The organism is Aeromonas sp. INTO2 (genome assembly GCF_049860605.1).
Lineage (GTDB): Bacteria > Pseudomonadota > Gammaproteobacteria > Enterobacterales > Aeromonadaceae > Aeromonas > Aeromonas caviae.
Window position 1 is genome coordinate 3,190,269 of the sequence record NZ_CP187588.1, and the last position, 26,297, is coordinate 3,216,565.

Below are 26,297 nucleotides of genomic sequence, written 5' to 3' on the forward strand. Positions count from 1 at the left end.
TTTGAATCTACCTCCTTTTTATCTATCAGGAGGTAGTGGGGGTAGAGGGAAAATCGCCCCTCAGGCGACCCGTTCCAGGGCCTCCGTCAGCAGCCCCTGCAGCTCGGCGCGCAGCCGCACCACCTCCCCCATGATGATCAGCACCGGGCTCTGGCCCAGCAGGGCACGGGCGGCCTGCTCCAGGCCATCGAGCGTGGCCTCGTGCACCTGCTGGCGGGGGCTGCAGCCAGCCACCACCAGGGCCACCGGCAGCGCGCCCGGGGCCCCCGCCCTCAACATCCCTTCCCGAATGCGGGCCGCCCGCTCCAGCCCCATGTAGAACACCAGGGTGTGGCCCGCCCGGGTCAGCCCCTGCCAGCCCTGATAGTCGCGCTCGTCCATCAGGTGCCCCGTCACCAGGGTCAGAGAGCGGGCCAGCCCCCTGTGGGTCAGGGGAAGGAAGCTGCTGGCGGCGCACCCCAGGGCCGCCGTGATCCCCGGCACCAGCTCGGCCTCGATGCCGTGCCGGGCCAGGTGCAGCGCCTCCTCGCCGCCGCGCCCGAACACCAGGGGATCCCCTCCCTTGAGGCGCACCACCCGCTTGCCCGTGCGGGCCAGGGCCAGCAGCAGGGCGTTGATCTCCTCCTGGGTCGGGCTCGGCTCACCGCAGCGCTTGCCCACGTCGAAGCGGGCCGCACCGTGGGGAATGCGGGCCAGGATCTCGCTCCCCACCAGGCGGTCATAGACCACGACCTCTGCCGCCTCCAGACGGTGCAGGGCGCGCAGGGTCAACAATTCGAGGGGCCCGGGGCCCGCTCCCACCAGACTGATTTGGCTCATCTCAGGCTCCTTGTGTCCTGGCACCGCACTAAGCGGATGCCAGGAAAACATGTTTGATCAACAGCTTGTCGATTTCGGGCAGACAGGTGCCGCAGTTGCTGCCACAGCCGAGCAGGGCCTGCAGCCCCGCCAGCTCGCTCACCCCCTGCCGGGTGATAGCATCGACGATGCGCTGCTCCGAGACCCGCAGGCAGGAGCAGACCAGCCGGCTCTCCCCGGCCAGGGCCTGGCTCAGGGTCTGGCTCAGGGCCCCCGCCTGGAGCGGCGTGCCGAGCAGACTGGCCAGCAGGTCGACCTTGATGTCCGGGCGCCGCGCCCCCACCAGCAAGATGCCCTCGATGCGATCCCCGGCCAGGGCCACGGCCAGCCACCCCTCCTTCATGGGCAGCCTGAGCCAGTGTCCCTCGGCCCCCAGCCGTTGCCACAGGATCTCTGTGCTCTCTGACCAGGAGGCCAGCAGGGTGCAGTTCCCCTCGGGCAGGGGGCGCCTGGCCCACCAGTCCACCGGCTCGCGCCACTCACCCCGGCCACACCAGAGCCCTTGCCAGCGGGTGAGCTGCGCCCTGGCCTGCACACGCCCCTGTTTGAACATCGGCTGGCCGGAAAGGGGATCCACCACGGGGGCGATGAGGCGGTTGACCGCCCCCTGGCTGCACTGGCTGTCGGTCCAGTGCATGGGCAGGAAGGCCTCCCCCTCCCTGAGCCCCTCATCCAGCCCCACCAGCAGCAGCGCCTCCCCAAGCCCGTTGCAAAGGCGCACCAGATCCCCCTCCTTCACGCCAAGCGCCAGCAGGCTGGCGGCTCCCATTCGTACCCTGGGCCAGGGCTCGGCCTCCTGCAACCGGGGCACGTGGCCGGTGCGGGTCATGGTGTGCCACTGATCCCGCAGGCGGCCACTGTTGAGGAGCAGGGAGACAGCCCCTGCAAGCGGGGGCGTTTCTGGCTGCTCGGGGAAGCGCTGGGCCAGGGGCAGCAGGCGGGCCCGGCCATCCGGGGTGGCAAAGCGCCCGTCCTCGAACAAGCGGTCACGCCCCTTGGGCCAGCGGGCGTTGACGGGCCAGCGCAGGGGAGAAAGGGCCTCGAACTCGGCACGGGTGAGACCCGCCAGCCCGGAGATGTCGAACTGGCGGGATCCGTCGTTCTCAAACCCGGAGAGGGCGGCATGCTCGCAGAAGATCTCGTGCTCATGCTCATAGGCGAACCCCTCGCCAAAGCCGAGCCGGCGGGCGAGCCGGGTCAGGGCCCACCAGTCTGGCCTGGCCTCCCCCGGCAGAGGCAGGAAGGCGCGCTGGCGGCTGATGGTGCGCTCGGAGTTGGTGACGGTGCCGCTCTTCTCCCCCCAGGCGGCGGCAGGCAACAGCAGGTGGGCGAGGCGCGCCGTGTCGGTGTTGGCCGTTACCTCGGAGACCACCAGCAGCTCGCAGCGGCTCAGGGCCTCGCGCACCCGGTTGCCGTCCGGCAGGGAGACGGCCGGGTTGGTGCCGAGCACCCAGAGCGCGCGGATCTCCCCCCGGTGCACCGCCTCGAACAGCTCGACGGCCTTGTGCCCCGGCCCGCGCACCATGGTCGGGCTTCCCCAGAAGCGCTGTACCCGATCGCACTCGGCCTCGCCAAAGCCCATGTGGGCGGCGAGCTGGGTTGCAAGCCCCCCCACCTCACGTCCTCCCATGGCGTTGGGTTGCCCCGTCATGGAGAAGGGAGCCGCCCCCGGCTTGCCGATGCGACCGCACATCAGGTGGGCGTTGATGATGGCGTTGGCCTTGTCCACCCCCTGGTTGGACTGGTTGATCCCCTGGCAGAACAGGGTGACGGTCTTGGGGGTACGGGCAAAGAGCTGGTAGAAACCGATCAGATCGCTGCGGGAGAGGCCGCAGCTGCGGGCCACCTCGTCCAACTGCCAGGCCGGATCGTCCAGCGCCGCCGCCAACGCTTCGAAGCCGCTCACGTGCTGCGCCACATAGGCCTTGTCCCAGCCATCGACATCGAGCAGGTAACGGCACAGGCCGTTCCAGAGCGTCACGTCGCTGCCGGGTTTGAGCGCCAGGTGCAGATCCCCCTGCTCCGCCGTCATGGTGCGGCGGGGATCCAGCACCACCAGCCTGAGCTCGGGGCGCCGCGCCCTGGCCTGCTGCAGGCGGCGAAACAGCACGGGATGGGTCCAGGCGGTGTTGGCACCGGTGAGCACCACCAGATCGGCGAGTTCGAGATCCTCGTAACAGGCGGGCACCAGATCCTCCCCGAAGGCGCGCTGGTGGGCCACCACCGCCGACGACATGCAGAGCCGGGAGTTGGTGTCCACGTTGGCACTGCCCAGATACCCCTTCATCAGCTTGTTGGCGACGTAGTAATCCTCGGTGGTGAGCTGGCCGGACAGATAGATGCCGATGGCACCCGGCCCGGACTCGGCCAGGATGGCGGCAAGGCGCTGCGCCAGGGTGTCCAGGGCCTCCTCCCAGCCGATGCGCTGCCCCATCCAGCGCGGATAGAGCAGGCGATCGGGAAAGGCCAGGCTCTCCAGCAGGCTGGCCCCCTTGACGCACAGGGCGCCGCCGTTGGCCGGATGCTGCTCATCCCCCTGCAACTGCCAGTTGTCACCCTCCCGGCTCAGCCGGATGCCGCACCCCACTCCGCAATAGGCACAGGTGGTCTTCATTCCCTTGCTCCTTGTCATGTGTCTGACGAAGGACCCATAAAAAAAGCGTCCGCCCCCCTGCGGGGACGGACGCCTTTGTCCGGATGCCTCATCGTCTTGTATGGGGAAATGACTGCAAACCCCGCGCCAGGATGCAAGGGGCGCCGCCATTGCGCATCAGGGGGTCGGGCTGCGCCGCCACGGTGCAGCCGCCCCCTTGTTGGGCCCGCCTTGCGGGAATCCGCCCCGCACGCTGGGAAAGGGGCCCACCGGGGGTATAATGCGCCGCCACACAGGAGAGAGAGATGAAAGTGTCAGATGAAGGCGCTGCCGGGCAGCACCGGGCAGATACCCGGGAGAGAGGGGACTATTGCGCCATCGGGCTGGTCAATCCCAAATCCCCGGAGAACGTGGGCGCCGTGATGCGGGCCGCCGGCTGCTACGGGGCGGACGAGGTCTACTACACAGGGCAGCGCTTCGAGCTGGCACGCCGTTTTGTCACCGACACCAAGCAGATGGTGGAGAAGATCCCCCTGCTCGGGGTCGAGGAGCTGCTGGACTTCGTGCCCGAGCGCTGCACCCCTGTGCTGGTGGATCTGATCGAGGGGGCCACGCCCCTGCCAGATTACGTGCACCCCGAGAGAGCCTTCTACATCTTCGGCCCGGAGGATGGCACCCTGGAACCCGCCCGCTTCGCGGCGGTGAAGGAGGTCATCTATGTGCCAACCCAGGGTTGCATGAACCTGGCCGCCTCGGTCAACGTCATCCTCTATGACCGGTTGGCCAAGACGCTCAGAGCCAAAGGCTGAGGGCGGGGCAAGACGTTATCTATGTGGCCAGACCGACAGGCTGCATGCACCTCACCGCCTCGGTCAACGTCATCCTCTATGACCGGTTGGCCAAGACGCTCAGCGCTAAAGGCTGAGGCAGGACAAGAGGGGCCCGATGACGGCATCAGGCCCGACAGCTAGGGCTGTGGCTTGTTCGCCCGCACCACCTGCTCCCTGAGAAAGTCCTGGTAGTAGTCGTACAGCTTGTTCTGCCGATAGATCTCCGCCAGCTTGCCCTGCCTTATCAGGGTGCGCATGCCGGGATCCCAGAGCCCGTGCAACTGCCTGCCCTTCGGGGTATCGGCGAAGATGGGGTAGGTAGGGATCCAGCGCAGGAATACCTGTACCAGCTCGGGGGGAAGGGAGCCTTCGGGGTAGAGGGCGCCGTCGGTCAGGTAGTAGCGGTAACGCCCCTTGATCAGCAATTGCAGCGCCATCTCGTGGCTGTCTATCTCGAACCAGCGCATCGGCTCCGGAATGAACTTGTCAAAGGCCCACCCCCTCAGCCAGAGCACCTCCTGCTCCTTGAGGCTGTGCTCCCCTGCCCAGTGCGGCAGCCAGCGCTTTTGCATCACCACGCTCACGTAGTCAGCCGAGTCGGGGTAGTCGGGCTGATGGACCCCGGGCACCTCTCCCCGATAGACCCCCATCGCCATGTCCCCCTCCTTTTGCGACACCACCGCCAGTGCCCGTTTGTAAGGCACCATGTGAAGCTTCACCTCGTGCCCCAGGGGTTCATAGATGGCTCGAACCACATCCAGATAGACCCCCTTGCCGTCCCGGTGACAGAAGCCGGGCCAGTCATCGCAATAGACGTGTATGGTGTCTGCCCGCACGAACGAGGTGATCAGCAGGCAACAGAACAGAAAAAGACGAACCATGAATATCCTCAGTGATATGGCACTCGGCAGATGCTCACCGCCGGACGGCCCGTTCAGGCATACAGATAGCATAGAAAAACAGAGTCCCGGCCGACATTTTCCCCATTTTGCGAGCGGGTCGAGGGTTATTGTCGCCCCAGAGCGTATCATGGCAAACAAGATTCATTAGTAGCCCAACTTGAGGGGAGATTCTCATGCCAACCATCAAATCCCTGCTCTGCCCCGTCGATTTCTCCGAGATGTCCAGAGCGGTACTCGACTACGCCGTCTTCATGGCCAACACCCACCAGGCCGAGCTCAAACTGGTCCACGTGGTGGATCAGCTGCACGGCTTCGACAGCTACAAGATCCTGCACATGACGGCCATCGAGATCACCCACGAGATGGAGCGCCAGGCCAAGAGTCAGCTCAAGGAACTGGTCGCCTGCCTGCCCATTCCGGCCAAGTTCGAGGTTCGTTTTGGCCGCGCCGCCGATGAAATCGTCCTCCAGGCGAAGGAAGACAAGGTGGATCTCGTGGTCATGGGCAGCCATGGCCGCTCCGGTATCAGCCATCTGCTGGTGGGCAGCGTGGCGGAATCCGTGGTGCGCCACGCCCCCTGCCCTGTGCTGGTGGTGCGCAAATAATCCCCACCTGATGCGCCAAGGCCAGCATATGCTGGCCTTTTTGCTGTTGATTGCCATGGGATGCTCATCGCAGCACACTCGCGGGCAGGGTCTCAGCCATGGGCATAGATGACGCTCCCTCCCTTGATGGTGTCGATGATGGCCCTGGACTGCTCCCTTGGCAGGGCCGGGCATCCCCAGCTGCGCCCCAGCTTGTCAAATTTCAGCAGATGCCTGGGGCTGGCGTAATCCGCCCCGTGCACCACGATGGCGCGCTTGCGGGCATTGCTGTTCTTGCCGGGACTGAGGCCGTCGAGACGCAGGGAGTAACCGTGCTTGCCCTGATAGGTCTCGGCGGTGCGGTAGACCCCGAGGGAACTTTGCCGGGAATTCATCTGATTGGAGAACTGGCGGGCGGCCAGCTCCCCCGAATTGCGGCCGTGGCTGACCCAGGTGTGGTGGAGCAGCTTGTGGCGCTTGACGTCGATGACGAACAGCTGGCGCATGGTCGAGGGCTTGCTGTAGTCGATGATGGTGAGAATGGGTTTTCGCTTGTGGCGCACGCTCTGGTAACCGTCCAGGGCCTTGCGAAACACGCGGCTGTCGAGCTTGCCCGCCAGCCCGAGCTGACGATAGAGATCCTGGTCCCAGCTGGCGTGGCTGGCGCCGCTGAAACAGAGCGCCCCCAGCAGCAGTGGCAGGCTCAGCCAGAGGCTGCCCCACCACGCACTCCTATCCTGTCCCTTCATCCTTGAAGTTGCTCCCCTTGCTGTCGCTGGCCTGATGCCCCGGGTGACACCGCATCCTGCTGGATAGTTATATGCAAGCCATTGATTGCGAGCAATAAAAAAGCATAAAAATGCCGACCTGAGTCGGCATTGTCCTGCTTGCTGAGCGTGCCAGGATCAGGCACGGCTGAGATAATCCGCCTGCCCCACCCACTTGTAGCTGGTGAGTTCGGTCAGCCCCATGGGGCCACGGGCGTGAAGCATCTGGGTCGAGACCGCCACCTCGGCCCCGAGGCCAAACTGGCCGCCGTCGGTGAAGCGGGTGGAGGCGTTGACATAGACCGCCGCCGAACCAGCCCCGTTGACGAAACGCTCGGCATTGGCGAGGGAGTTGGTCAGGATGGCATCGGAGTGGCCGGCGTTGTGCTCGCGCATATGGGCCAGCGCCTCGTTGACGTCCGCCACCACCTTGACCCCCAGGGTCAGCCCCAGCCACTCGGTGTCGAAATCTTCCGGCCCCGCGTCGCACAGGTTCTCGCTGCCAGCCAGCAGCGCCATGGCATTGGGCGCGCCCACCAGGGTCACCTTGCGCTCGTTCATCAGAGCCACCAGTAGCGGCAGCAAGGTGGCCGCCACCTTCTCGTGTACCAGCAGGGTATCGAGGGCGTTGCAGGCGGAGGGGCGCTGCACCTTGGCGTTCTCGATGACCGCCAGGGAACGCGCCAGATCGGCACTCTCGTCCACGAAGATATGGCTGATACCGAACCCGCCGATGATGACGGGGATGGAGCTGTTCTCCTTGCACATCTTGTGAAGACCCGCGCCGCCGCGGGGGATGATCATATCCACGTAGCGGTCGAGGCGCAGCAACTCGGCCACCAGCGCCCTGTCCGGGTTGTCGATGTACTGCACCGCCGCCTCGGGCAGGCCGGACGCCGCCAGGGCATGCTGGATCACCCGCACCAGCTCCAGGTTGGAGTGGAAGGTCTCGCGACCACCGCGCAGAATGCTGGCGTTGCCGGTCTTGAGGCAGAGGCTGGCGATGTCGATGGTGACATTGGGGCGCGCCTCGTAGATGACGCCGATGACCCCGATGGGCACCCGGCGACGGGAGAGGCGCAGGCCATTCTCCAGCACCCGGCTGTCGATTTCGGCCCCGACCGGATCGTCCAGGGTGATCACCTTGCGCACATCCGCCACGATGCCGGCAAGGCGCGCCGGGTTGAGCAGCAGGCGATCCAGCATGGCTTCCGTGAGCCCCGCCTCGCGCCCGGCGGCAATGTCTTTCTCGTTGGCCGCCAGGATCTGGGCACTGCGTGCTTCCAGTTCATCGGCGATGGCCGCCAGCGCCCGGTTCTTCTGCGCCGTGCTGACGGTGGCCAGTTGATAGGCGGCTTCACGGGCCGCCTGCCCCATTTTCTCCAGACTCATCACAGTTCCCTTTTGTTCATGCGGTGCCGCCCTGTTCAGAGCAGCACCATGTCATCACGGTGGATGGCCACGGCCCCATAGCCGTAACCCAATACCTGTTCAATCTGATCCGAGTGGACACCCCGCAGCCGATCCAGCTCCAGATGGTCGTAACGGCAAATACCGCGAGCCAGCTCGCTTCCCTTGGGATCCAGGATACGCACCACGTCGCCACGCACGAAATCTCCCTTCACCGCGACGATGCCCTTGGGCAGCAGGCTGGAGCCCTTCTCCTGCATGGCGGCCACGGCCCCCTGATCCACCTGCACTTCGCCGTGAGGAGGGGGCCCTGCCAGGATCCAGCTCTTGCGCCCTTCCAGGGGGGATGCCAGGGCCGGGAACAAGGTCCCCACCCGCTCCCCGGCGGCGAGTCGGCCGATCACTTCCGGGATCTGGCCGGTGGCGATCACCACGTCCACCCCGGCGCGGCGCGCCACGTCGGCGGCCTGCAACTTGGTGGCCATGCCACCGGTGCCAAGGCCGCTCACGCTGTCACCGGCGAGGGAGCGCAGGGTGTCGTCTATGGTCTGCACCTCTTCGATGAGCTGGGCATCCGGGTTGGTGCGCGGGTCGGCGGTGAAGAGCCCCTTCTGATCCGTGAGCAGGACCAGCAAGTCCGCATCCGCCAGGATGGCCGCACGGGCAGAGAGGTTGTCGTTGTCCCCCACCTTGATCTCGGCGGTGGCCACGGCGTCGTTCTCGTTGATGACGGGGATGATGCGGTGATCGAGCAGAGTGCGCAGGGTGTCGCGGGCATTGAGGTAGCGCTCCCTGTCTTCCAGGTCGGCGCGGGTCAGCAGCATCTGGCCTATGTGCAGCCCGTAGAGGTTGAACAGGTCCTGCCATACCCGGATGAGCTGGGTCTGACCCACCGCCGCCAGCATCTGTTTGTTCGGCAGGGTAGGCGCCAGCGGAGGGTGGCCCAGATGCTCGCGACCGGCGGCGATGGCCCCCGACGTGACCAGCACGACACGGTGCCCGTGTCGATGCAAGGCGGCACATTGTCTGACCAGCTCGACCATGTGGGCACGGTTGAGGCGGGCAGATCCCCCGGTGAGCACGCTGGTGCCCAGTTTGACGACTATGGTTCTGTTTTCCATGGGAACGAAGGGTTAGAAAAGTAAGGAATCCCTTTATACCCACGGCCCCCCTGCCCTGCAAGGCAATTAAGCCTCGCCAGGCAGTTGCGGGCTCGGTGACAAAGCATCGGGGTACCCCGCACCGGGAAGATGCGGGGCTTGGGGATCAGGCTGCCGTCACGCTCAGTTCGGCGGTCACCTGCTTCGCGGGGGAGAGGGTGCACTCCAGCTGGGTCAACTTGCCGCTGATGAGCTTGTAGAAATGTTGCAGGGTGCGTTCCACTTCCGCCTGATGCTTCTTGGGCAGCGCCTTGTCGATCCACTCCCCGTCCGCGTTGTAGAACCCCGTCTGATAGTGGTAGCTGAAGCTGTGATCCTCCTGCTCCAGCACCAGCCACCAGCCCCAGAACTCCCGCTTGTCCGGGGCAGGCTTGGCGCTGACGCAGACGGACAGGCAGTCAAAGCGGTAGCGGCCCTCCTCGCACAGGTCTTCACGCAAATAGGGGCCAATGGCCGCGAACTGCCGAAGCAATCGCTTGTAAGTCACTCTTTCCGACATGCTAACCTCCCTGTTGAACAAGCCATACCATCACATGGTGATGTTACATTTTTAGTTTTATATCATGTACATAAGTGCTTTTTGAGCCAATCTACCGTCTCTTTCAGTGCCTCGTCATAGACCTCGAGCAGTGGCTGCTTGTCAAACACCACCGCCTTGCCGTTGCGACTCGCAGCGGCCAATGCCCGGACATCCTGCTCGGGACAAATAAAATCTTTCTTGTGCCCGATACTCAATATCGGCACGGAAGTGCGACTCCCCAGCAATCCCTGGGTCTTGAGGGAGAAGACCTGACACTTGGTGCGCAGCAGATCCCACTGGGCCGCGTCCGCCCCCAGCCGGTTCGCCAGCCCGTCGCGCATCATGCGCGGGCAGCGGGCGAACATCTCCTGATTGGTGAACACCTGGTTGATGCCGGCACCGATGCAGACCACGGTCCGAAGCTTGAACGGCTCGACGAAGGCGAGGCGGGCCGCCACATTGCCGGCGAGGCGGAACCCCACCATGGCGATGCGCTGGTGATCGACCCAGGCCACCTCCGAGAGGTAGTTGAGCACCGCCTGGTGCAGGCGGCTGGTGTCCTGCACCAGGGGCCAGTGCTCGGCATAGCCGGTGCCCGGCATGTCCAGGGAGAGCATCCCGATGCCGTGTGGCTCGAGACACTTGAAATAGAAGTTGAGGAAGTCCACCTGAAGCGAATCGATGCCACCGCTGACGATGACCAGGGGCACAGGTTTCTCGGTGGTGGGCAGATGCAGGTAGCCCTGGATGGTCTTGCCCCGAAACGGGACCTGCAACTCCTTGAGGGGCACCTTGAACAGGCGTCCGGCCTCGCGATAGGCCATGTTGCCGAGCAACTGGGCCTGATCCGCCAGCTCGTCGTGCTTGAGGTGGGGGTAGCTTGCGATGGAGTAGTAGCGCACTGCCTTGAGCAGGCTCTTCAGCGCCGCGGCGCGATCCCCTTCCCCCAGCAGCGTCCGCCCCGTATTGAAATAACGGCCGGCAAGCTGGCTCCACTCATAGACCCAGTTGCCGGGCACATAGCCCTTGATGGTGTCCAGATAGCGTTCGTGACTGCGCTCCCCCTGCCCCATGGCGATGTGCGCCAGGGTCTGCTCCACCTCGACGGGATCGGCCCCCTGCCAGGCCCAGGTCGGTCTGCGCAGCAGGCGATACCAGCGGGGCGACAGGGCGCCATCGATGAAGCTGTCAGACAGTGCGCTGTCTTGCTCGTCGACGGGGCTCGAGTTGGAGACTTCGGAAGTTTCCAATACCTTTTTGACCCGGGTAAACAGCTTTTCCGTCAGATTGGTATCGTCGTTTGGTTCCAAAATGGTGGCTCTTCTGTCTCAAACAATGTCCCATCTTAACCACTTTTCACATCGAGCAGCCACACCATAAACGCATTGAGCCCCAAAAGGGGCTCAATGTGGTCAACCTTGCATCACGACGGATCAGTCCGCTCCCGAATGCCGAGGAGTCACTGGTCGCGACCGGTGCGACGATTACGCTTCGTCGCAGATCGGCTTGGCGAACTCCAGCGCCATGTCCCAGGGCTGTTCAATCCAGGTGTCCTGCGGAATGGCGACTTCGAAGTCATCCACCAGGGGTTCGCCCATGGGCTTGGCGAAGATGGTGATGAACTTGGCTCTGGGGTAGAGCTCGCGGATCGCCTTGGCGGTGCCGCCGGTGTCCACCAGATCGTCCACCACCAGCCAGCCTTCGCCGTCACCTGCGGTGGTGGCAGCCTTCACCACCACCAGCTCGCGCTGGTTGTCGTGGTCATAGCTGGAGATGCAGAGGGTTTCGACATTGCGAATGCCAAGTTCGCGGGCCATCAGGGCCGCAGGCACCAGACCACCGCGGCTGACGGCGATGATCCCTTTCCACTGGCTGACAGGCAGTTGACGACGGGCCAGACGGCGCGCTTCGCGTTGCAGGTTATCCCACGATACATAGAACTTTTTTGGCATGCTATCGATCTCAACGAGTTATAAAGCAATCACTTATGAGGCGAAACCCGGCAAAGAGACGGGCTCAGGTCAATTCTGGCACCCCGTTTCCCGAATTTTGCTTGCACTTTTTCGGCCTCGGGGCTGACGCCTCGGCGGCAAAAACGGATGCAATGCGAACAGGGATGGGGTGTAGCTGGCGGCCATCTCGGGTGGACTCCCGATCTCGGGCCGGCTGTTGGGCAGGTATGATAGCACTCTTTATGGATAAATTGAGCGGCAAACGTATGCGAAAAACAGGAAATGTCCGCCATCTTCCGCTCTGTCGCCCTTTTGGGAGGGCTCCGGCGACACCGACAGGTTAGCCGTTTGACACACATTCCATGACATTCGGGCAAAAAAATAGCAGGGGGAGGAGAGGATCCTCACGCACCTGCTGCTGTTACCTGTGACGCCTGCGAGCCTTAACGGCGGGTGGCGTAGGGATTCGGGTAGTTGAAGCCCTGGGTATAGAGAGATTGGGCAAACCAATAGGTTGAATTGCTGCCTGACATCATAAACTCCTGATTGCTTAACAAGTTACGTACCTTAATGCGGGTTCACATCCTTGAACTGACACTCGGTTCCATGGAGGCGCACTTGCTTTGCTTCGGTTCCCTGGAGGCATTGATTGTCATCCTGACAAGTGGGCTGGCCACGGCGGCTAATTTACCACCCGGCGCCCAAAAGACAATATTTTTGTGACTGACATCACAAAATTGATGTTGTGCTGACACAAATAAGGCAGGTAGTGAAGTTCGCCATCCATGCTCCCTTTCCCAGCACAAGCAGAGCGTCATTTGCGCTGATCGCTCACATTTTTGCGTGATTGACTGTATTATCGTTATCCTCTTCCCCGGCCCGCAGAGTGGGGCCCGACATTTTCCATGCTGGTAAGGAGTCCCGACGTGGCACAGCTCAGTTCTCTGTCTCCCAAGTTGATTTGGCAATTCTTCGAGCAGATCTGCTCCATCCCCCACCCCTCCAAGCACGAAGCCCAACTGAGCGCCTGGATCGTCGCATGGGCCCAGGGAGAAGGCCTGGCGGTCAAGCAAGATGCCGTCGGCAACATCATCATCAAGAAACCGGCCACACCGGGGATGGAAAACCGCAAGGCCGTGGTGCTGCAAGCCCACATCGACATGGTGCCCCAGGCCAACGCCGACACCCAGCACGACTTCACCACCGATCCTATCGATGCCTACATCGATGGCGAATGGGTCACCGCCCGCGGTACCACCCTGGGTGCCGACAACGGCATGGGCATGGCGGGTTGCCTGGCCGTGCTGGCCGACAAGACCATCAAGCACGGTCCGCTGGAAGTGCTGCTGACCACCGACGAAGAGACCGGCATGACCGGCGCCTTCGGTCTGGAAGCGGGCTGGCTGGAAGGCGAGATCCTGCTCAACACCGACTCCGAAGAGGATGGCGAGGTCTACATGGGCTGCGCCGGCGGGGTGGATGCCAATATCCGCTTCCCCCTGGAGCGGGTTGCTGCCACCGAGGGTGAAGGTTTCGAGCTGCAGGTCAAGGGCCTGCGCGGCGGCCACTCCGGGGTCGACATCCATCGCGGCCGCGGCAACGCCAACAAGCTGCTGGTGCGTCTGCTCAAGGCCGCCGAACCGCTGGGGGTGCGCCTTGGCGATCTCAGTGGCGGCACCCTGCGCAACGCCATCCCCCGCGAGGCCCGTGCCAGCCTGCTGGTGCCCGCCGCCAGCGTGGCTGACTTCAAGGCCCTGGTGGACCGCTACGCCGGCATCTATCAGAGCGAGCTGGCCGCCACCGAGGCCAACCTCACCGTGCTGCTCACCGCCCGGGAGAAACCGGCCCAGCTCATGAGCGAGTCCCTGCAAAGCCGCCTGCTGGATGCCCTGATGGCCTGCCCGAACGGGGTGATGCGCATGAGCGACGCCATCCCGGGCGTGACCGAGACCTCCACCAACCTGGGTGTCATCAAGACACTCGAGGGGGAAGTCTATGTGCAGTGCCTGATCCGCTCCCTCATCGATTCCGGTCGCGAGAACATCGAGCAGATGACCCGCTCCCTGTTCACCCTGGCCGGCGCCAGCTGCGAGTTCACCGGCGCCTACCCGGGTTGGGCCCCGAACGTTGACTCACCGGTCATGGCGCTGGTGCGAAGCAGCTACCAGACCCTGTTTGGCGAGATGCCGAACGTCATGGTGATCCACGCAGGCCTCGAGTGCGGTCTGTTCAAGAGCGCCTACCCGGACTGGGACATGGTCTCCTTCGGCCCGACCATCCGTGGCGCCCACGCACCGGGGGAGAAGGTACACATCCCGGCGGTCGAGCGTTTCTGGCAACTGCTGGTTCACGTGCTGGAACATATCCCGGCCAAGTAAGCCAGCTCACGACCATATCGATGCCCCGCCCAGTGCGGGGCATCTTTTTTGTACTTCCTCCTCGGCCACCTCTCTCACATCCCCGATTCCATACGTGGCCCTGGCTTGAAATCGTATCCATGAACAGGTCTGCATTTGAAAACCCTTTCCATGATTTATGTAAATTTACAACACAAAAAGTTGATCCAGCTCACATATGCCCCTAGGATCAGAACGTGACCAAGGTCACACAACCCATGAACCACAGAGAAACGAGGTCATCATATGTTCGAGAATCTGGCAGTGCTGTTCCACCTGAAGGGTGCAACCAGCAAGAAAGGTGCTGAAGAGAAAGACACTTATGCGCCTGCAACCCGCAATTACTACTTCCGTTATGGCGCCTGATATCGCCTGTCCGGATGTTGAAATTGGCAACGTAATAAAACTACAAAACAACTCAGCAATCCACACAACAGCCACCCCCATCGGGGCGCTGTCCTGCCCGGGCCAGAATTCCCACGGCCAAACCTGAACTCCAACCATGAAGATGGGGCCCGCAGGCCCCATTTTTTTATTCCGTTTCCGCCTCTATTGCGCCTCCTCGGTGCCACCTTGCAGCGATGCCGGTCGCGACGCGGCGGGCGCCGGCATCATATCGCCTTTCCCAACGGCACCGCCTCCTGCACGGGCAAGGGGAAATGGCAGGCTACCTGATGCCCCTGCCCGCCGCACGCCTCAAGGGCGGGCGAGCGGGTGCGGCACAGATCCGTTGCATGGGGGCAGCGCTGGTGAAAGTGGCAGCCACTCGGCGGCGAGATGGGGGACGGCACATCCCCCGTCAGCAGGATGCGCTGGCTGCGCCGCCGCGGATCCGGCACCGGAATGGCGGAGATGAGCGCCTGGGTATAGGGGTGGCGCGGCGCCAGGTAGAGAGCCTGGGCCTCGGCCAGCTCGACGATCCGGCCCAGATACATCACCGCAATCCTGTCCGAGATGTGCTTGACCACTGACAGGTCATGGGCGATGAAGATGATGGCGAGGTTCATCTCCCGCTGCAGATTGAGCAGCAGGTTCACGATCTGGGACTGCACCGACACGTCGAGCGCCGACACCGCCTCGTCACACACCAGCAGCTTGGGCTTGAGGGCGATGGCGCGGGCGATGCCGATGCGCTGGCGCTGGCCGCCAGAGAACTCATGGGGATAGCGATCCACCGCGCTGCCGGGCAAACCGACTTTCTCCAGCAGCTCCTGCACCCATGTCCGACGCTGTTCGGCGTTGCCCTTGCCGTGGATGATGAAAGGCTCCTCCAGGATCTGCCCCACCGTGTGGCGGCTGTTGAGGGATTCTGCGGGATCCTGGAACACGATCTGCATCTCCTGACGCAGGGATCGCATCTCCTTGGGCGAGAGGTGGGTGATGTCACGCCCCTCGAAGGTGATGGAGCCGGCGCTCGGCTCGAACAGCTTGAGCAACGAACGCCCCAGGGTGGACTTGCCGCATCCCGACTCCCCCACCAGGCCAAGGGTCTCCCCCTGCCTGAGATCAAAGCTGATGCCATCCACCGCGTAGACGGTGTATTGCTTGCGCAAGAAACCACCGCCCATCTTGAAATGCTGCTTTAAATTGCTTACCGACAACAAGCTGGTCATGACTTCCATCCCCGACGATTCATGGCAGCAGACGACCAGGTCGCCTTCCCGCCGCCAGGCTGCCCTGCGACACCCCGTAACACCAGACCGTTCATAGGCTCACCTCCTTCCAGTGGTGGCAGGCCACCCCATGGCGTTCGCTCAACTGCTCGGTCACCGGTATGGTCTCCACGCAAAGGGGCGTGGCATGGGGGCAGCGGTTGGAGAAACGGCACCCCGCCGGCATCTCGTGCAGGGCGGGCACCTGACCCTTGATGGTCTTGAGCAGGCTCTTTGGCACATCTTCCAGACGCGGGATCGAGGCCATCAGACCATGAGTATAGGGATGGCGCGGGTGGTCAAACAGTTCATAGATATCGGCCCGCTCCACCGCACGCCCGGCATACATCACCACCACCTCGTCGCACAGCTCCGCCACCACCCCGAGATCGTGGGTGATGAAGATGATGGCCATGCCGGTCTGGGCTTGCAGCTCCTTCATCAGATCCAGGATCTGGGCCTGGATGGTCACATCGAGCGCCGTGGTCGGCTCGTCACAGATGAGCAGCGCCGGTTCGCAGGCCAGCGCCATGGCGATCATCACCCGCTGGCGCATGCCGCCGGAGAGATTGTGGGGATAGGCCGCGAAACGCTGGGCAGGCTCGGGGATCCCCACCTTCTGCAACATGGCGATGGCTGCGTCACGGCGCTGGACCTTGCTGTAATCGGGGCGGTGGAGGCGAAACACTTCCATCAGTTGATCGCCAACCGTCTGCACCGGGTTGAGGGCCGTCATGGGCTCCTGAAAGATCATGGAGATACGGTTGCCACGCACCTTGTACATCTGCTCCGGCGGCAGATTGAGCAGCTCCTCCCCCTGAAAGCGGATGGAGCCCGCCACCACCTGACCGTGGGGCCTTGGCAGCAACCCCATGATGGCCAGCGAGGTGACGCTCTTGCCGCAGCCGGACTCGCCGACTATCCCCAGGGTTTTGCCCGGGGCGACCTGGAAGCTGACCCCGTCGAGCACCTTGATCTTGCCGTCGTCGACGGCGAACTCCACCTCGAGATCCCGCACCTCGAGGATGGGGGACAGAGACTGCCCCTCATGATCGCTGGTGCCGGGGGCGGTGGCCTGTGTGTTGGGCATGACTGCTGCTCCCTTCTGGGCCACATCAATGATGTGCATAGGTCTTGTCGATCAGGGTGATGGGGGCCAGCGCCTTGCCGTCAGCCTTGGCCTTCTGGGTCTCCTCCTTCACCTTGGGATCGATCCAGAGCAGGCCGCCACTGCTGTGGGGGTAGCCATCCATGGGCCAGTAGAGCAGATCCGGGGTGTTGCGGGTGGCGGGCACCTCCGGCAGCATCACATAGCGCCAGCTGCTGGCTCGCACGTAGTTGAGCTGAACCCCGGGCACGAAGATGGCGAGATCATAGATCCGCTGCTGGATCTGGTGGGAAAGCGCGGCCCGCTTGTCCATGTCGAACTCGACGTTGTAGGCGTCGATCAGGCTGTCGAGCTCTTTGTCAGCCACGTTGAACAGGTTGTTGGTCTGGGGCTTGTTGGCGTTGTCGGAGTGGAAGGACTCCCAGTATTGCGGATAGAGACCGCCGCCCCCCCAGCCAAGCCAGGCCGCCTCGTGTTTCTTCTCCAGCATCACCTTGAAGCCGGTGGCGCCATCCACCAGATTGAGCTCCAGATCCAGGCCCGCCTTCTTGGCCTCTTCCTTGAGCACGGTCAGCCGCTTGGAGTGTTCCTGGCTCGTGTAGGTGAGGGCCAGGGTGAGCCGCTCTCCCTTGTCGTTTTGCAGGATGCCGTCCGGTCCCTGCTTGCCGTAACCGCCCTTGGCGAAGTACTCCCGTGCCTTGGCGATGTCGTAGGCCCGCTCCGGCAGCGCGATGTCGGTGAAGGCCCCGAAGCCAGAGCCGAAGGTGGTAGCGCGGTCATAGTCGCCGTGCAGCACCGTCTCTATCATCTTGTCGATGTTGAAGGCGTGCTGGATGCCGAGCCGCACGTTGAGATCCGCCAGCTTGGGATTGGCCACGTTGAGGTGAACCCCCTGCCCCCCCTGCTTGGTGTCGGTCATGGCCATCACCTTCTGCACGTATCCCTGCTTGTACTCCGGGGTGACCGCCTTCTCATGCCACCAGTTGGGCAGGATCATCTCGAAGGTGTCCAGCTCCCCCTTGAGGAAGTGGCGGAACGCGATGTTGTGGTCGCGGATCACCTGCACCTTGATGGTGTCGAGGTTGAACCTGTGCTGGTTGTAGCGATCGTCTTTTGCCCACCACTCCTTCTGCTTGCTGAAGGTGACGGACTTGCCCTTCTTCACGTCGCTCATCACGTAGGGGCCCGTGGTGGGTACCACGGCCCAGTTGTACTGCTTTACCCAGTTCGGGCCCATCTTGTAGTAGTGCTTGGGCTGGGGCCACAGCTCGGTGGTGTTGAGGAGATCGAGCTTGGCCTTGCGGCTGCCCGCCTTGACCAGGATGGTGTGGTCGTCAATCTTCTCCACCGCCACCACCTCGGTGGTGTAGTAGTTGTTGAACCAGGGGCCCTTGATGTCCTTGGAGCGCATCATCTCGTAGCCGAAGGTGTAGTCATCGGCGGTGACCGGCTTGCCGTCGGACCACTTGGCGCGCGGGTCGAGCCTGAAATAGACGGTCTGGCTGTCCGGCGCGATGGCCCAGGCATTCGCCAGGGCCGGAATGGGGTTGCCCGTGTTGGGATGGAAGCTGATGAGCCTCATCTGGTTGTCGAGGATGAAGGAGCGGAACGAGCCGTTGGAATCCGGCCCCACTGTGCGAAACGTCAGCGGGAAGCTGTCGACGAAGAGATTGAGGTTGCCGCCGGGCAGCGCCTTGGGAGAGGCGAACACGGGGTCGGTGTCGTTGGTCTCCCACGTCAGATCCGCGGGCAGGCTGGCTGCCCACACCCAGGATCCGTTCAACAGCAGAAAGAGAGCACCTGTCCATTTGATTTTATTGTTCATGTTTGACTTCCTGGTCATGCCCCTGCACTGGGGGCGTCTTCATTAAGGGTCCTGTCGATGTGCCCTGGCAAGGCACCACCGCTCACTGATAACGGGTAAATTTGCGCGGATCGAACGCCTCCCGGATGGCCTCCCCGATGAAGGAGACCATGATGAGCACCAGGCTCACCGCCGCCACCACCGAACTCACGATCCAGATGGCGTCAAGGTTGTTGATCCCCTGGGAGAGCAGCTCCCCCCAGCTCGGGGTCGGCGGCGCCAGGCCAAAGCCCAGATAGTCCAGCGCCGTCAGGGTGGAGATGTTGCCCACCACGGCAAACGGGGCCAGGGTGACGATCATCATCAGGGTATTGGGCAGAATGTGGTTGAAGATGATGCGCCGGGTGCTCGCCCCCTGGGCCCGCGCCGCCATCACGTAGTCCCGCGCCCGCTCCTTGTAGGTGAGGGTGCGCATGTACCAGGTGATCCCCATCCAGCCGAACAGCACGTTGATGCCGACGAACAGGCCGAAGTTCGGCTTGGCCAGGGAGACCAGGATCATGATGACGTAGAGGAAGGGCACCTGGGACCAGATCTCGATGAAACGCTGCATCAGGAGATCGAATCGACCGCCGAGGAACCCCATCATGCAGCCGATGCTGACCCCGATGACATAGCTCGCCACCAGCGCGATGAAGGCAAAGCCGATGGCGATGCGAAAGCCGTAGACCAGCCGTGCCAATACGTCGCGACCGCTGGTGTCGGTGCCGAGGAAATGGCGCTCCGCCAGGCTCGGGGCATAGGGCGGATAGGCCTCCTCCTTGAAGTCCTGCTCATAGGGGTTCCAGGGGACCAGGGGCAGCAACACCCAATCCCCCTTCCCTTCCTTCGCAAATTGGCTCTTGAGCTGGCGATAGTTGGTCTCGTACTCGTAGTCGAGCCCGAAGTGCTGGCCCGGGATCACGTCCCCATAGGTGGGGAAATAGAGCTCCCCCTGATAGCTCACCGCCAGGGCCCGGCTGTTGACCAGCAATTCCGCCAGCAGAGAGATGACCACCAGGACCGAAAAGATGACAAAGGAGTAGTAGCCGCGCTTTATCGACTTGAAGCGCTTGAGTTTTTTCAGAGTTACCGGATTCAGGTTCATGCTCACTCTCCAAACCGCACGCGGGGATCGACCAAGGCAACGCAGATGTCGGAGACAATGTTCCCCACCAGCATCAGCATGGAGGTGATGGCCAGAATGCCCATGACGGTGGGGTAATCCCGCTCGACAATGGCCTCGTAACCGAGCAGGCCGATGCCGTCGATGTTGAAGATGGTCTCGATGAGGAAGGAGCCCCCGAAGAAGACGGTGAGCACCGACCCTAAGTGACTCGCGATGGGGATCAGGCTGTTGCGCATGGCGTGATCGGTCACCGCCTTGCGAAACGGCAACCCCTTGGCCACGGCGGTGCGCACATAATCCGCCGACAGGTTCTCCATCAGGCTGTTCTTCATGGTCATGGTGAGGATGGCGAAATCCCCGATGGCGTAGGCGATGAGCGGCAGCAGCGCGTGGGAGAAGACGGTGCGGATCTGATCCCAGCTGCTCTCCATACCGTCAAACTCGTCCCCCGGGAAGCTCCCCATGGGCAGCCACTCCAGATGGAACGCAAAGACGGTGATGAGGAAGATCCCCACCACGTAGGCGGGCAGCGCATAGGCCATGTAGATGAGCATCGAGCTCAGGGAATCGAAGCGGCTGTTGTGCCTGAGCGCCTTGGCCACCCCGAGCGGGATGGAGACGGCATAACTGAGCAGAAAGGTGGCGAGCCCGAAGAAGGCGGTCACCGGCAACCTCTCCTTGATGAGATCCCACACAGGCTCGTAATAACGGGTCGACTCCCCGAGATCCAGCACCGCCAGCTTCTGCAACCAGTCCCAGTAGGCGACCAGCATGGGCTTGTCGAGGCCGTAGAACGCCTTGAGCTCTTCAATCTGTTCGTCGGAGAGTGCCTGCGCCCCCTTGCTGCCACTGGAGCGGCCTGACTCGTTTTGCGAGACCTGCGCCTGCAGCAACATGCGCTCGACCGGGCCGCCCGGCACGAAGCGGGTGATGGTGAAGACGAGCAGGGTGATACCGAGAAACGTCGGGATGATCAAAAGCATCCGACGTAGGAAATACGACAGCATGGTGGAACCTCGTCCTTGTTGTTCTTTTATGGCCAGTCACATCCGGTGACGGGCCTATCCTTACCTGGCATTACTCACTGAATTGACTGGCATTGACAGACAATCCAGCTCGGTCACTGTAAAAGCTCTGCAACAAAAATCAAGTAGAACCCTGTCTGCGACCGGGAATGTCCCCCCGCAGCATATCCCGCGGATGATTTTTTCCAAAAAACCCAACTTCAATATAAAAAACTGCTACGCCTACCCGTCCAACTCGATTTTAAATATTAAAAAATTAATTACACAGGTGTTTTAATCCATATCAAGCAGAACAAAATCAACAGGTTAATGATAAGTCGGACTGCTTTCTTATTTACCTATAGAAGAAGAGGGATAGCTGCCCACACCATCCGTTCCCCGGAAAACGCTCTCGCCATAAAAGTAGATGAAAATACTGCAAAAAACCGTTTTCTCGATATCGACACCGGAGTGACAAGCGACTTATCGATAAGTTCAAAAATAATCAATAAAATTGTAAAAATCGAACTTAACAACATCTTTACATAAGTTGACGCAACATTTACGGAATAAAACGCCAAAAATATTCCATCAAGTGCATATTCCCATCTAATTCCCTCTGCTGCCCCCATCCCCGCCGCTCCATTTGACGTCCATCACCAAACCTTGATAAGCCTTACGCACCGCTCCAACGAGGGCGGTAATGGAAGCAAACAATAAACAATCAGGAAGGATACTAGCGATGCTTAGGAAAAGCAGACTCTCTGCTGCCGTAGCGTTTGCCTTGGCGAGCGCGGCAGTTGTGGCCACCCCTGTCCTGGCCGAAGAGGGCCAGAACGTAGAAAAACTGCAAAAAATCAAGGTCACCGGCTCCCGGATCTCCCGGGTCGATGTGGAAGGCTCCACCCCGGTCGTCTCCGTGACCAAGGCGAAAATCGAGCAATCCGGTCAGCAGACCGTCGCCGATTACCTCAAGCAAGCCTCCTACAACTCCTTTGGCGGCGTCTCCCCTGCCTCCGGCAGCTCCTTCCAGTCCCAATCCACCGTCGGCCTGCGCGGCCTGGGTTCCGAGCGTACCCTGGTTCTGCTGAACGGCAAGCGGGTAGCGGGTTCCCCCACCATGGGCGGCACCTCCATCAACCTCAACACCATCCCCATGGCCGCCGTTGAGCGGGTCGAGGTCAACCTGGACGGCGGCTCCGCCATCTACGGTTCCGACGCCATTGGTGGCGTGATCAACGTGGTGCTCAAAGAGGGCTACGAAGGGCTGGACTTCCAGGGCCGCATTGGCTCCCCGAGCGAAGAGGGCGGCGACGAGAAGAGCGGCTCCATCGTGGCAGGGGTGGCCGGCGAGAAGGGCTCCCTGATGGCGGTCTACGAGCACGACAAGAAGGACGTCATCTACGCCCGTGATCGTGACTATCTTGCCAAACAGGGCAACGACTCCCCCAACCTCTTCGGCCGCAACGTGGAAGGGATCACGGGTCTTGACGCCAACGGCGACCCCATCTGGAAATACGGCCCCCTGGCCGGCGCCACCAATGCCGACGGCTCATGCAAGGAGCCCTTCGTCGGGTTCGAGGGCGGCTGTAACTTCAACTACGGCCAGGTCAAGGCCACCACGGCCTCCCGCAGCCGTGACACCCTGTACGTGAACGGTCGCTATCACATCAACGACAACGTCGACTTCGTGCCGCAGCTCATCGGCTCCCGGGTCGAGAGTTTCGGCCGCTTCGCCCCTGCCGCCGGCGCCTTCACCATCGATCCGGCCAACCCGAAGAACGCCCAGTTCTTCGCCGACAACGGCCTGGATGCCGCCGCCACCCAGGGGCTGGGTGAAGCTGCCTATGCCTACTACCGCTTCAACAACGTCGGCCCCCGCGACAACTTGGTCACCGACATGACCGGCAGCATGAACCTGGGCTTCGAGGGTACCATCACCACTGAAAGCGTCGGCGACATGCAGTGGAACGCCGGCTACATGTACTCCAAGACCGACAACAAGGAGAACGGCACCGGTTACGTACTGAAGTCCGCCGCCCAGCAGGCGGTCGCCGACGGCAAGTTCGTCGGTGGCGAGTTCGACGCCTCCACCACGGCCTCCATGGCCGCCGACACCAGCCGCCGCTCCACCATGGACTTCTACCAGTGGTACGCCGGTGTCCAGTGGGACATGGGTGAACTGCCGGCCGGTCCGGTCAGCTGGTATGCCGGTGCCGAGTACAACGACTGGGTCTATGCCGACAAATACGACGCCCAGTCCGAAGCCGGCAACATCATCGGCTCCGCAGGCAACTCCTCCGGTGGCGTGCGTGACGTGACTGCCGCCTACATCGAGTCCCTGGTGCCCATCACCGAGCAGATCGAGCTGAACGTGGCCGGTCGCTTCGACAAGTACAGCGACTTCGGCAGCGCCTTCTCCCCCAAGGCGAGCCTGCGTTACCAGCCGCTGGACAACCTGATGCTGCGCACCTCCTGGTCCCGTTCGTTCCGCGCCCCCAGCCTGAGCGACCTCTACTCGGCTGACTCCTACTCCGCCGACTCGGCCAAGGACTATGTCTACTGCGAGGCCAACGGCATCTCCGCTGCCGACTGCCCGAACCGCCAGTACGACACCACCCGTACCTCCAACGAGGAGCTGAAGGAAGAGACCGCGGACACCTGGAACTTCGGGGTGGCCTACAGCCCGGTGGATGACCTGAACCTCTCCCTGGACTACTACACCATCAAGATCGAGGACGTGATCCAGCTGAACTCCCTGCAGTCCGTCATCTATGACGAGCTGAACAGCGGCGGCTCCAGCTACATCACCCGCAACAGCCAGGGCAAGATCAGCGGCGCCATCGCGCCCATGGTCAACCTGGGGACCCTCAAGACCTCGGGTCTTGATCTGAAGGTGGACTACAAGTACGACCTGAACTACGCCACCATCCGCTACGACCTGGGCGGTACCTACATCCTCGAGTACAAGGAAGGTCTGTACGCCGGTGGTCCCGTCATCGACAAGATCGGCCAGAACGGCCTGCCGCAGCTGCGCTTCAGCTCCGGTGTGGGCGTCAATGTTCCCCAATGGTGGAACATGGACACCTACCTGAGCGCGAACTACATCGACTCCCAGAGCCAGGACTACATCGCCGATACCGGTGAGGAAGTGGGCCACATCGCGTCCCAGACCACCTGGAACCTGAACGTCGGCGTGGATGCTCCCTGGGATGGCAAGATCCAGGTCGGGGTGAAGAACATGTTCAACTCGGGCCCGTCCCTCGAGAGCGATGGCTTCACCTATAACGAAGATCTCTACAGCATCGACGGTCGCATCTACTACCTCGACTACAGCCAGAAGTTCTAATTCACCTGCAGATGACAAGCCGGCCCGGTCGGGCCGGCTTTGCCCCATGCCCCAAGGAAGTTACGGAGATAGGGTAATTCTATGAAAACAAGGACAATTACAATGAAGAAAGCGCTCCTCGGCAGCCTGATTTCGGCTGCCTTGCTGACCAGCTTCAATCTGAGTGCCGCCTCTGCCGGTCAGGCAGTGGACGCTCAAGCCGCCACCGACAATGCCTCCAAAGTTTCCCAGCAGAAGATCGACAACTACGCCGAGTCTGCCGAGTCTGCCCTGGCACAGTACAAGGCCGCCCTGCGCCAGGTCGACAGTCTGCGCACTTACAACGAGCAAGTGGGCAAGATGGTCGACTCCCAGAGCGCCGAACTCGCCTCCATGCAGAAGCAGATCGCCCAGATCGACCAGACCAGCACCGAAGTGGTGCCCCTGATGCTCAAGATGATCGACTCCCTCGATCAGTTCGTGGCCCTGGACCTGCCGTTCCAGAAGGTGGAGCGTGAGGACCGCGTGGCGGCCCTGACCGACCTCATGAACCGGGCCGACGTCACCATCTCCGAGAAGTACCGCAAGATCCTCGAGGCCTACCAGATCGAGGAGGGCTTCAGCCGCACCATCGAAGCCTACAAGGCGAGCCTGGACAAGGATGGGGACGAGAAGACCTACGAGTTCCTGCGCGTCGGCCGCATCGCCCTGCTCTACCAATCCCCGGATGGCAACGAGACCGGCATGTGGAACAAGAAGACCCGCCAGTGGGAAGAGTTGCCCCAGGAGTATCGCAGTGCAGTGGAACAGGGCCTTCGCATCGCCAAGAAGCAGGCGCCTCCCGCCCTCATCAAGCTGCCGGTTCAAACTGCGGAGAAAGCATCATGAAAGGAATCAAACTTGCCATCGCCTCGCTGATCGCGGGCGCTACCCTGGTCACCCTGCCGGTGACCGCCGCCGAGAAACCGGTGGATCTGAACGCCCTGCTCAATCAGGTCAAGGCTGCCAGCACCAGCGAATCCCAGCTCAACAAGGAGCGGGAAGCCCGCTTCCTGGCTGACAAGAACGAACAAGGGGCCCTGCTCGCCAAGGCCAAGGCGGATCTCGCCGCCGAAGTCGCCAGGGGCGAAAAGCTCAAGGCCACCTTCGATGCCAACGACAAGCAGCTCACCGAGCTGACCGAGACCCTGCGCCAGCGCTCCGGCAACATGGGCGAGATGTTTGGCGTGCTGCGCCAGTTCGCCGGTGAATTCAAGGGGATCTTCAATGCCTCCGCCCGCCGGGTCGAACATCCCGAGCAGACTGCCCTGCTGACTCGCCTGGCCGAGAGCAAGGAACTGCCCTCCAGCGATGACCTGACCGCCTTCTGGACCACCACCCTCAGCCGCATGGTCGACGGTGGCAAGGTGAGCCAGATCCCGGCCACCGTGGTCTACGGCGAGGGCAACCAGGCCCAGAAGACCGTGACCCAGATCGGCGAGTTCAACACCGTCTCCGAAGGCAAGTACCTCACCTTCGTGCCGGAGACCGGCAAGTTCGAGCAACTCTCCCGCCAGCCCGAGAACGCGGTGCTGGAACCGGTCGCCAAGTTTGAGCAGGGTGGCGGCAGCGTCGAACCCATCTTCATCGACCCGTCCCGTGGCGTGATCCTCTCCCTGCTGGTGCAGTCGCCGACCCTCAAGGAGCGCATCGATCAGGGTGGCTCCGTGGGCTACGTGATCCTGGCGCTGGGTGTCATCGGTACCCTGCTGGCCCTGTTCTGCGGCGCTCGTCTCTCCCTCATCGGCGGTGCCATGCGCAAGCAGCTGAAATCCGAGCAGATCATCAAGGGCAACCCCATCGGCGAGATGCTGGGTGCCTACCAGGATCACCGGGGTGACAACATCGAGGATCTGGAATCCAAGCTCGACGAGATCATCCTGCGCAACGTGCCCAAGCTGGAGAAGGGCATCAGCCTCATCAAGCTGATCGCCTCCGTCGCCCCGCTGCTGGGCCTGCTGGGTACCGTGGTCGGGATGATTGCCACCTTCCAGGCCATCACCCTGTTCGGTACCGGCGATCCCAAGCTGATGGCGGGCGGTATCTCCGAGGCCCTGGTGACCACCATGCAGGGTCTGGTCGTGGCCGTGCCCATGCTGTTCCTCTACACCATCGTCCAGACCCAGAGCCGCCGTCTGATCCAGGTACTGGAAGAGCAGAGCGCCGGTTTCGTTGCCCGTTATCAGGAACGTCTGCACGCCGCCAAAGCCGCAGCCTAAGGA

20 protein-coding genes are annotated in these 26,297 nt (G+C 62.4%); 6 read left to right on the plus strand and 14 right to left on the minus strand.

Translation table 11 applies throughout. From position 1 onward, the window contains the following. Nucleotides 1-60: 60 nt before the first annotated feature. Both cobA and ACPW74_RS15030 read right to left on the minus strand, forming a co-directional pair. The gene (gene cobA, locus ACPW74_RS15025; protein ID WP_042883284.1) at nucleotides 61-819 is read right to left on the minus strand and encodes a uroporphyrinogen-III C-methyltransferase; all 759 of its coding nucleotides are present in this window, start codon (nucleotides 817-819) and stop codon (nucleotides 61-63) included. A 28-nt stretch (nucleotides 820-847) separates the two neighbouring features. Next, nucleotides 848-3,472, minus strand: a complete 2,625-nt coding sequence (locus tag ACPW74_RS15030; protein ID WP_223936684.1) for a nitrate reductase — start codon at nucleotides 3,470-3,472, stop codon at nucleotides 848-850. A 284-nt stretch (nucleotides 3,473-3,756) separates the two neighbouring features. Between ACPW74_RS15030 and ACPW74_RS15035 the strand changes: the two genes are divergently transcribed. Beyond that, on the plus strand, nucleotides 3,757-4,260 hold the full coding sequence (locus ACPW74_RS15035; RefSeq protein ID WP_425858292.1) for an RNA methyltransferase: 504 nt from the start codon (nucleotides 3,757-3,759) through the stop codon (nucleotides 4,258-4,260). A 158-nt stretch (nucleotides 4,261-4,418) separates the two neighbouring features. Here the strand turns inward: ACPW74_RS15035 and ACPW74_RS15040 are convergent, their stop codons facing one another. Beyond that, the gene (locus tag ACPW74_RS15040; RefSeq protein WP_042865053.1) at nucleotides 4,419-5,162 is read right to left on the minus strand and encodes a hypothetical protein; all 744 of its coding nucleotides are present in this window, start codon (nucleotides 5,160-5,162) and stop codon (nucleotides 4,419-4,421) included. A 194-nt stretch (nucleotides 5,163-5,356) separates the two neighbouring features. Here ACPW74_RS15040 and ACPW74_RS15045 point away from each other — a divergent pair, with 194 nt between their 5' ends. After that, nucleotides 5,357-5,788, plus strand: coding sequence for a universal stress protein (locus ACPW74_RS15045; RefSeq protein WP_010675457.1), 432 nt, complete (start codon nucleotides 5,357-5,359; stop codon nucleotides 5,786-5,788). A 92-nt stretch (nucleotides 5,789-5,880) separates the two neighbouring features. Here the strand turns inward: ACPW74_RS15045 and ACPW74_RS15050 are convergent, their stop codons facing one another. From ACPW74_RS15050 to gpt, 6 genes are all read right to left on the minus strand, one after another. Continuing rightward, complete coding sequence (locus ACPW74_RS15050; protein ID WP_223924604.1) at nucleotides 5,881-6,516, minus strand: murein L,D-transpeptidase catalytic domain family protein; 636 nt, start codon at nucleotides 6,514-6,516, stop codon at nucleotides 5,881-5,883. A gap of 156 nt (nucleotides 6,517-6,672) precedes the next feature. After that, a complete protein-coding gene (locus tag ACPW74_RS15055; protein ID WP_323955194.1) occupies nucleotides 6,673-7,929 on the minus strand; it encodes a glutamate-5-semialdehyde dehydrogenase in 1,257 nt (418 codons plus the stop codon). A gap of 32 nt (nucleotides 7,930-7,961) precedes the next feature. Further along, complete coding sequence (gene proB, locus ACPW74_RS15060) at nucleotides 7,962-9,065, minus strand: glutamate 5-kinase (protein ID WP_048207022.1); 1,104 nt, start codon at nucleotides 9,063-9,065, stop codon at nucleotides 7,962-7,964. Between the two features lie 145 nt (nucleotides 9,066-9,210). Beyond that, nucleotides 9,211-9,603, minus strand: coding sequence for a sigma factor-binding protein Crl (gene crl / locus ACPW74_RS15065; protein ID WP_042883291.1), 393 nt, complete (start codon nucleotides 9,601-9,603; stop codon nucleotides 9,211-9,213). 62 nt (nucleotides 9,604-9,665) lie between these two features. Then, on the minus strand, nucleotides 9,666-10,934 hold the full coding sequence (gene frsA / locus ACPW74_RS15070) for an esterase FrsA (protein ID WP_010675462.1): 1,269 nt from the start codon (nucleotides 10,932-10,934) through the stop codon (nucleotides 9,666-9,668). 174 nt (nucleotides 10,935-11,108) lie between these two features. Beyond that, nucleotides 11,109-11,576 carry a xanthine phosphoribosyltransferase gene (gene gpt, locus ACPW74_RS15075; RefSeq protein WP_039040347.1) on the minus strand — a complete coding sequence of 156 codons (468 nt, stop codon included), beginning with the start codon at nucleotides 11,574-11,576 and terminating at the stop codon, nucleotides 11,109-11,111. Nucleotides 11,577-12,502: 926 nt separating this feature from the next. Here gpt and ACPW74_RS15080 point away from each other — a divergent pair. Next, a complete protein-coding gene (locus tag ACPW74_RS15080; RefSeq protein WP_039040348.1) occupies nucleotides 12,503-13,954 on the plus strand; it encodes an aminoacyl-histidine dipeptidase in 1,452 nt (483 codons plus the stop codon). Nucleotides 13,955-14,583: 629 nt separating this feature from the next. Here the strand turns inward: ACPW74_RS15080 and ACPW74_RS15085 are convergent. The 5 genes from ACPW74_RS15085 to ACPW74_RS15105 all read right to left on the minus strand — a co-directional run bounded on the left by ACPW74_RS15085 (nucleotide 14,584) and on the right by ACPW74_RS15105 (nucleotide 20,711). Beyond that, nucleotides 14,584-15,585 (minus strand): ABC transporter ATP-binding protein, encoded by a 1,002-nt coding sequence (locus ACPW74_RS15085; RefSeq protein ID WP_041212969.1) that lies wholly within the window; start codon nucleotides 15,583-15,585, stop codon nucleotides 14,584-14,586. 91 nt (nucleotides 15,586-15,676) lie between these two features. Continuing rightward, nucleotides 15,677-16,714, minus strand: coding sequence for an ABC transporter ATP-binding protein (locus tag ACPW74_RS15090; protein ID WP_223924605.1), 1,038 nt, complete (start codon nucleotides 16,712-16,714; stop codon nucleotides 15,677-15,679). 25 nt (nucleotides 16,715-16,739) lie between these two features. Beyond that, complete coding sequence (locus ACPW74_RS15095) at nucleotides 16,740-18,557, minus strand: extracellular solute-binding protein (protein ID WP_043154299.1); 1,818 nt, start codon at nucleotides 18,555-18,557, stop codon at nucleotides 16,740-16,742. 82 nt (nucleotides 18,558-18,639) lie between these two features. Continuing rightward, nucleotides 18,640-19,683 carry an ABC transporter permease gene (locus tag ACPW74_RS15100; RefSeq protein ID WP_214004362.1) on the minus strand — a complete coding sequence of 348 codons (1,044 nt, stop codon included), beginning with the start codon at nucleotides 19,681-19,683 and terminating at the stop codon, nucleotides 18,640-18,642. A 2-nt stretch (nucleotides 19,684-19,685) separates the two neighbouring features. Then, the gene (locus ACPW74_RS15105) at nucleotides 19,686-20,711 is read right to left on the minus strand and encodes an ABC transporter permease subunit (protein WP_309294945.1); all 1,026 of its coding nucleotides are present in this window, start codon (nucleotides 20,709-20,711) and stop codon (nucleotides 19,686-19,688) included. Between the two features lie 739 nt (nucleotides 20,712-21,450). On the opposite strand from ACPW74_RS15105, the gene ACPW74_RS15110 reads away from it, so the two are divergent. The 3 genes from ACPW74_RS15110 to ACPW74_RS15120 all read left to right on the plus strand — a co-directional run bounded on the left by ACPW74_RS15110 (nucleotide 21,451) and on the right by ACPW74_RS15120 (nucleotide 26,294). Next, nucleotides 21,451-24,057: a TonB-dependent receptor plug domain-containing protein gene (locus tag ACPW74_RS15110; RefSeq protein WP_425858295.1), complete on the plus strand. Its 2,607-nt coding sequence runs from the start codon at nucleotides 21,451-21,453 to the stop codon at nucleotides 24,055-24,057. Between the two features lie 102 nt (nucleotides 24,058-24,159). Continuing rightward, a complete protein-coding gene (locus tag ACPW74_RS15115; RefSeq protein ID WP_319864243.1) occupies nucleotides 24,160-24,924 on the plus strand; it encodes a DUF3450 domain-containing protein in 765 nt (254 codons plus the stop codon). Then, nucleotides 24,921-26,294 (plus strand): MotA/TolQ/ExbB proton channel family protein, encoded by a 1,374-nt coding sequence (locus ACPW74_RS15120; RefSeq protein WP_010675474.1) that lies wholly within the window; start codon nucleotides 24,921-24,923, stop codon nucleotides 26,292-26,294. Before ACPW74_RS15115 ends, ACPW74_RS15120 begins: the two co-directional genes overlap by 4 nt. Nucleotides 26,295-26,297: the final 3 nt, after the last annotated feature.

Bases quoted from the DNA above. Each gene is read 5' to 3' on its own strand.
- cobA (WP_042883284.1), bottom strand. From the start codon at position 819: ATGAGCCAAATCAGTCTGGTGGGAGCGGGCCCCGGGCCCCTCGAATTG.
- ACPW74_RS15030 (WP_223936684.1), bottom strand. From the start codon at position 3,472: ATGAAGACCACCTGTGCCTATTGCGGAGTGGGGTGCGGCATCCGGCTG.
- ACPW74_RS15035 (WP_425858292.1), top strand. From the start codon at position 3,757: ATGAAAGTGTCAGATGAAGGCGCTGCCGGGCAGCACCGGGCAGATACC.
- ACPW74_RS15040 (WP_042865053.1), bottom strand. From the start codon at position 5,162: ATGGTTCGTCTTTTTCTGTTCTGTTGCCTGCTGATCACCTCGTTCGTG.
- ACPW74_RS15045 (WP_010675457.1), top strand. From the start codon at position 5,357: ATGCCAACCATCAAATCCCTGCTCTGCCCCGTCGATTTCTCCGAGATG.
- ACPW74_RS15050 (WP_223924604.1), bottom strand. From the start codon at position 6,516: ATGAAGGGACAGGATAGGAGTGCGTGGTGGGGCAGCCTCTGGCTGAGC.
- proB (WP_048207022.1), bottom strand. From the start codon at position 9,065: ATGGAAAACAGAACCATAGTCGTCAAACTGGGCACCAGCGTGCTCACC.
- crl (WP_042883291.1), bottom strand. From the start codon at position 9,603: ATGTCGGAAAGAGTGACTTACAAGCGATTGCTTCGGCAGTTCGCGGCC.
- gpt (WP_039040347.1), bottom strand. From the start codon at position 11,576: ATGCCAAAAAAGTTCTATGTATCGTGGGATAACCTGCAACGCGAAGCG.
- ACPW74_RS15085 (WP_041212969.1), bottom strand. From the start codon at position 15,585: ATGACCAGCTTGTTGTCGGTAAGCAATTTAAAGCAGCATTTCAAGATG.
- ACPW74_RS15090 (WP_223924605.1), bottom strand. From the start codon at position 16,714: ATGCCCAACACACAGGCCACCGCCCCCGGCACCAGCGATCATGAGGGG.
- ACPW74_RS15095 (WP_043154299.1), bottom strand. From the start codon at position 18,557: ATGAACAATAAAATCAAATGGACAGGTGCTCTCTTTCTGCTGTTGAAC.
- ACPW74_RS15100 (WP_214004362.1), bottom strand. From the start codon at position 19,683: ATGAACCTGAATCCGGTAACTCTGAAAAAACTCAAGCGCTTCAAGTCG.
- ACPW74_RS15105 (WP_309294945.1), bottom strand. From the start codon at position 20,711: ATGCTGTCGTATTTCCTACGTCGGATGCTTTTGATCATCCCGACGTTT.
- ACPW74_RS15110 (WP_425858295.1), top strand. From the start codon at position 21,451: ATGCTTAGGAAAAGCAGACTCTCTGCTGCCGTAGCGTTTGCCTTGGCG.
- ACPW74_RS15115 (WP_319864243.1), top strand. From the start codon at position 24,160: ATGAAGAAAGCGCTCCTCGGCAGCCTGATTTCGGCTGCCTTGCTGACC.
- ACPW74_RS15120 (WP_010675474.1), top strand. From the start codon at position 24,921: ATGAAAGGAATCAAACTTGCCATCGCCTCGCTGATCGCGGGCGCTACC.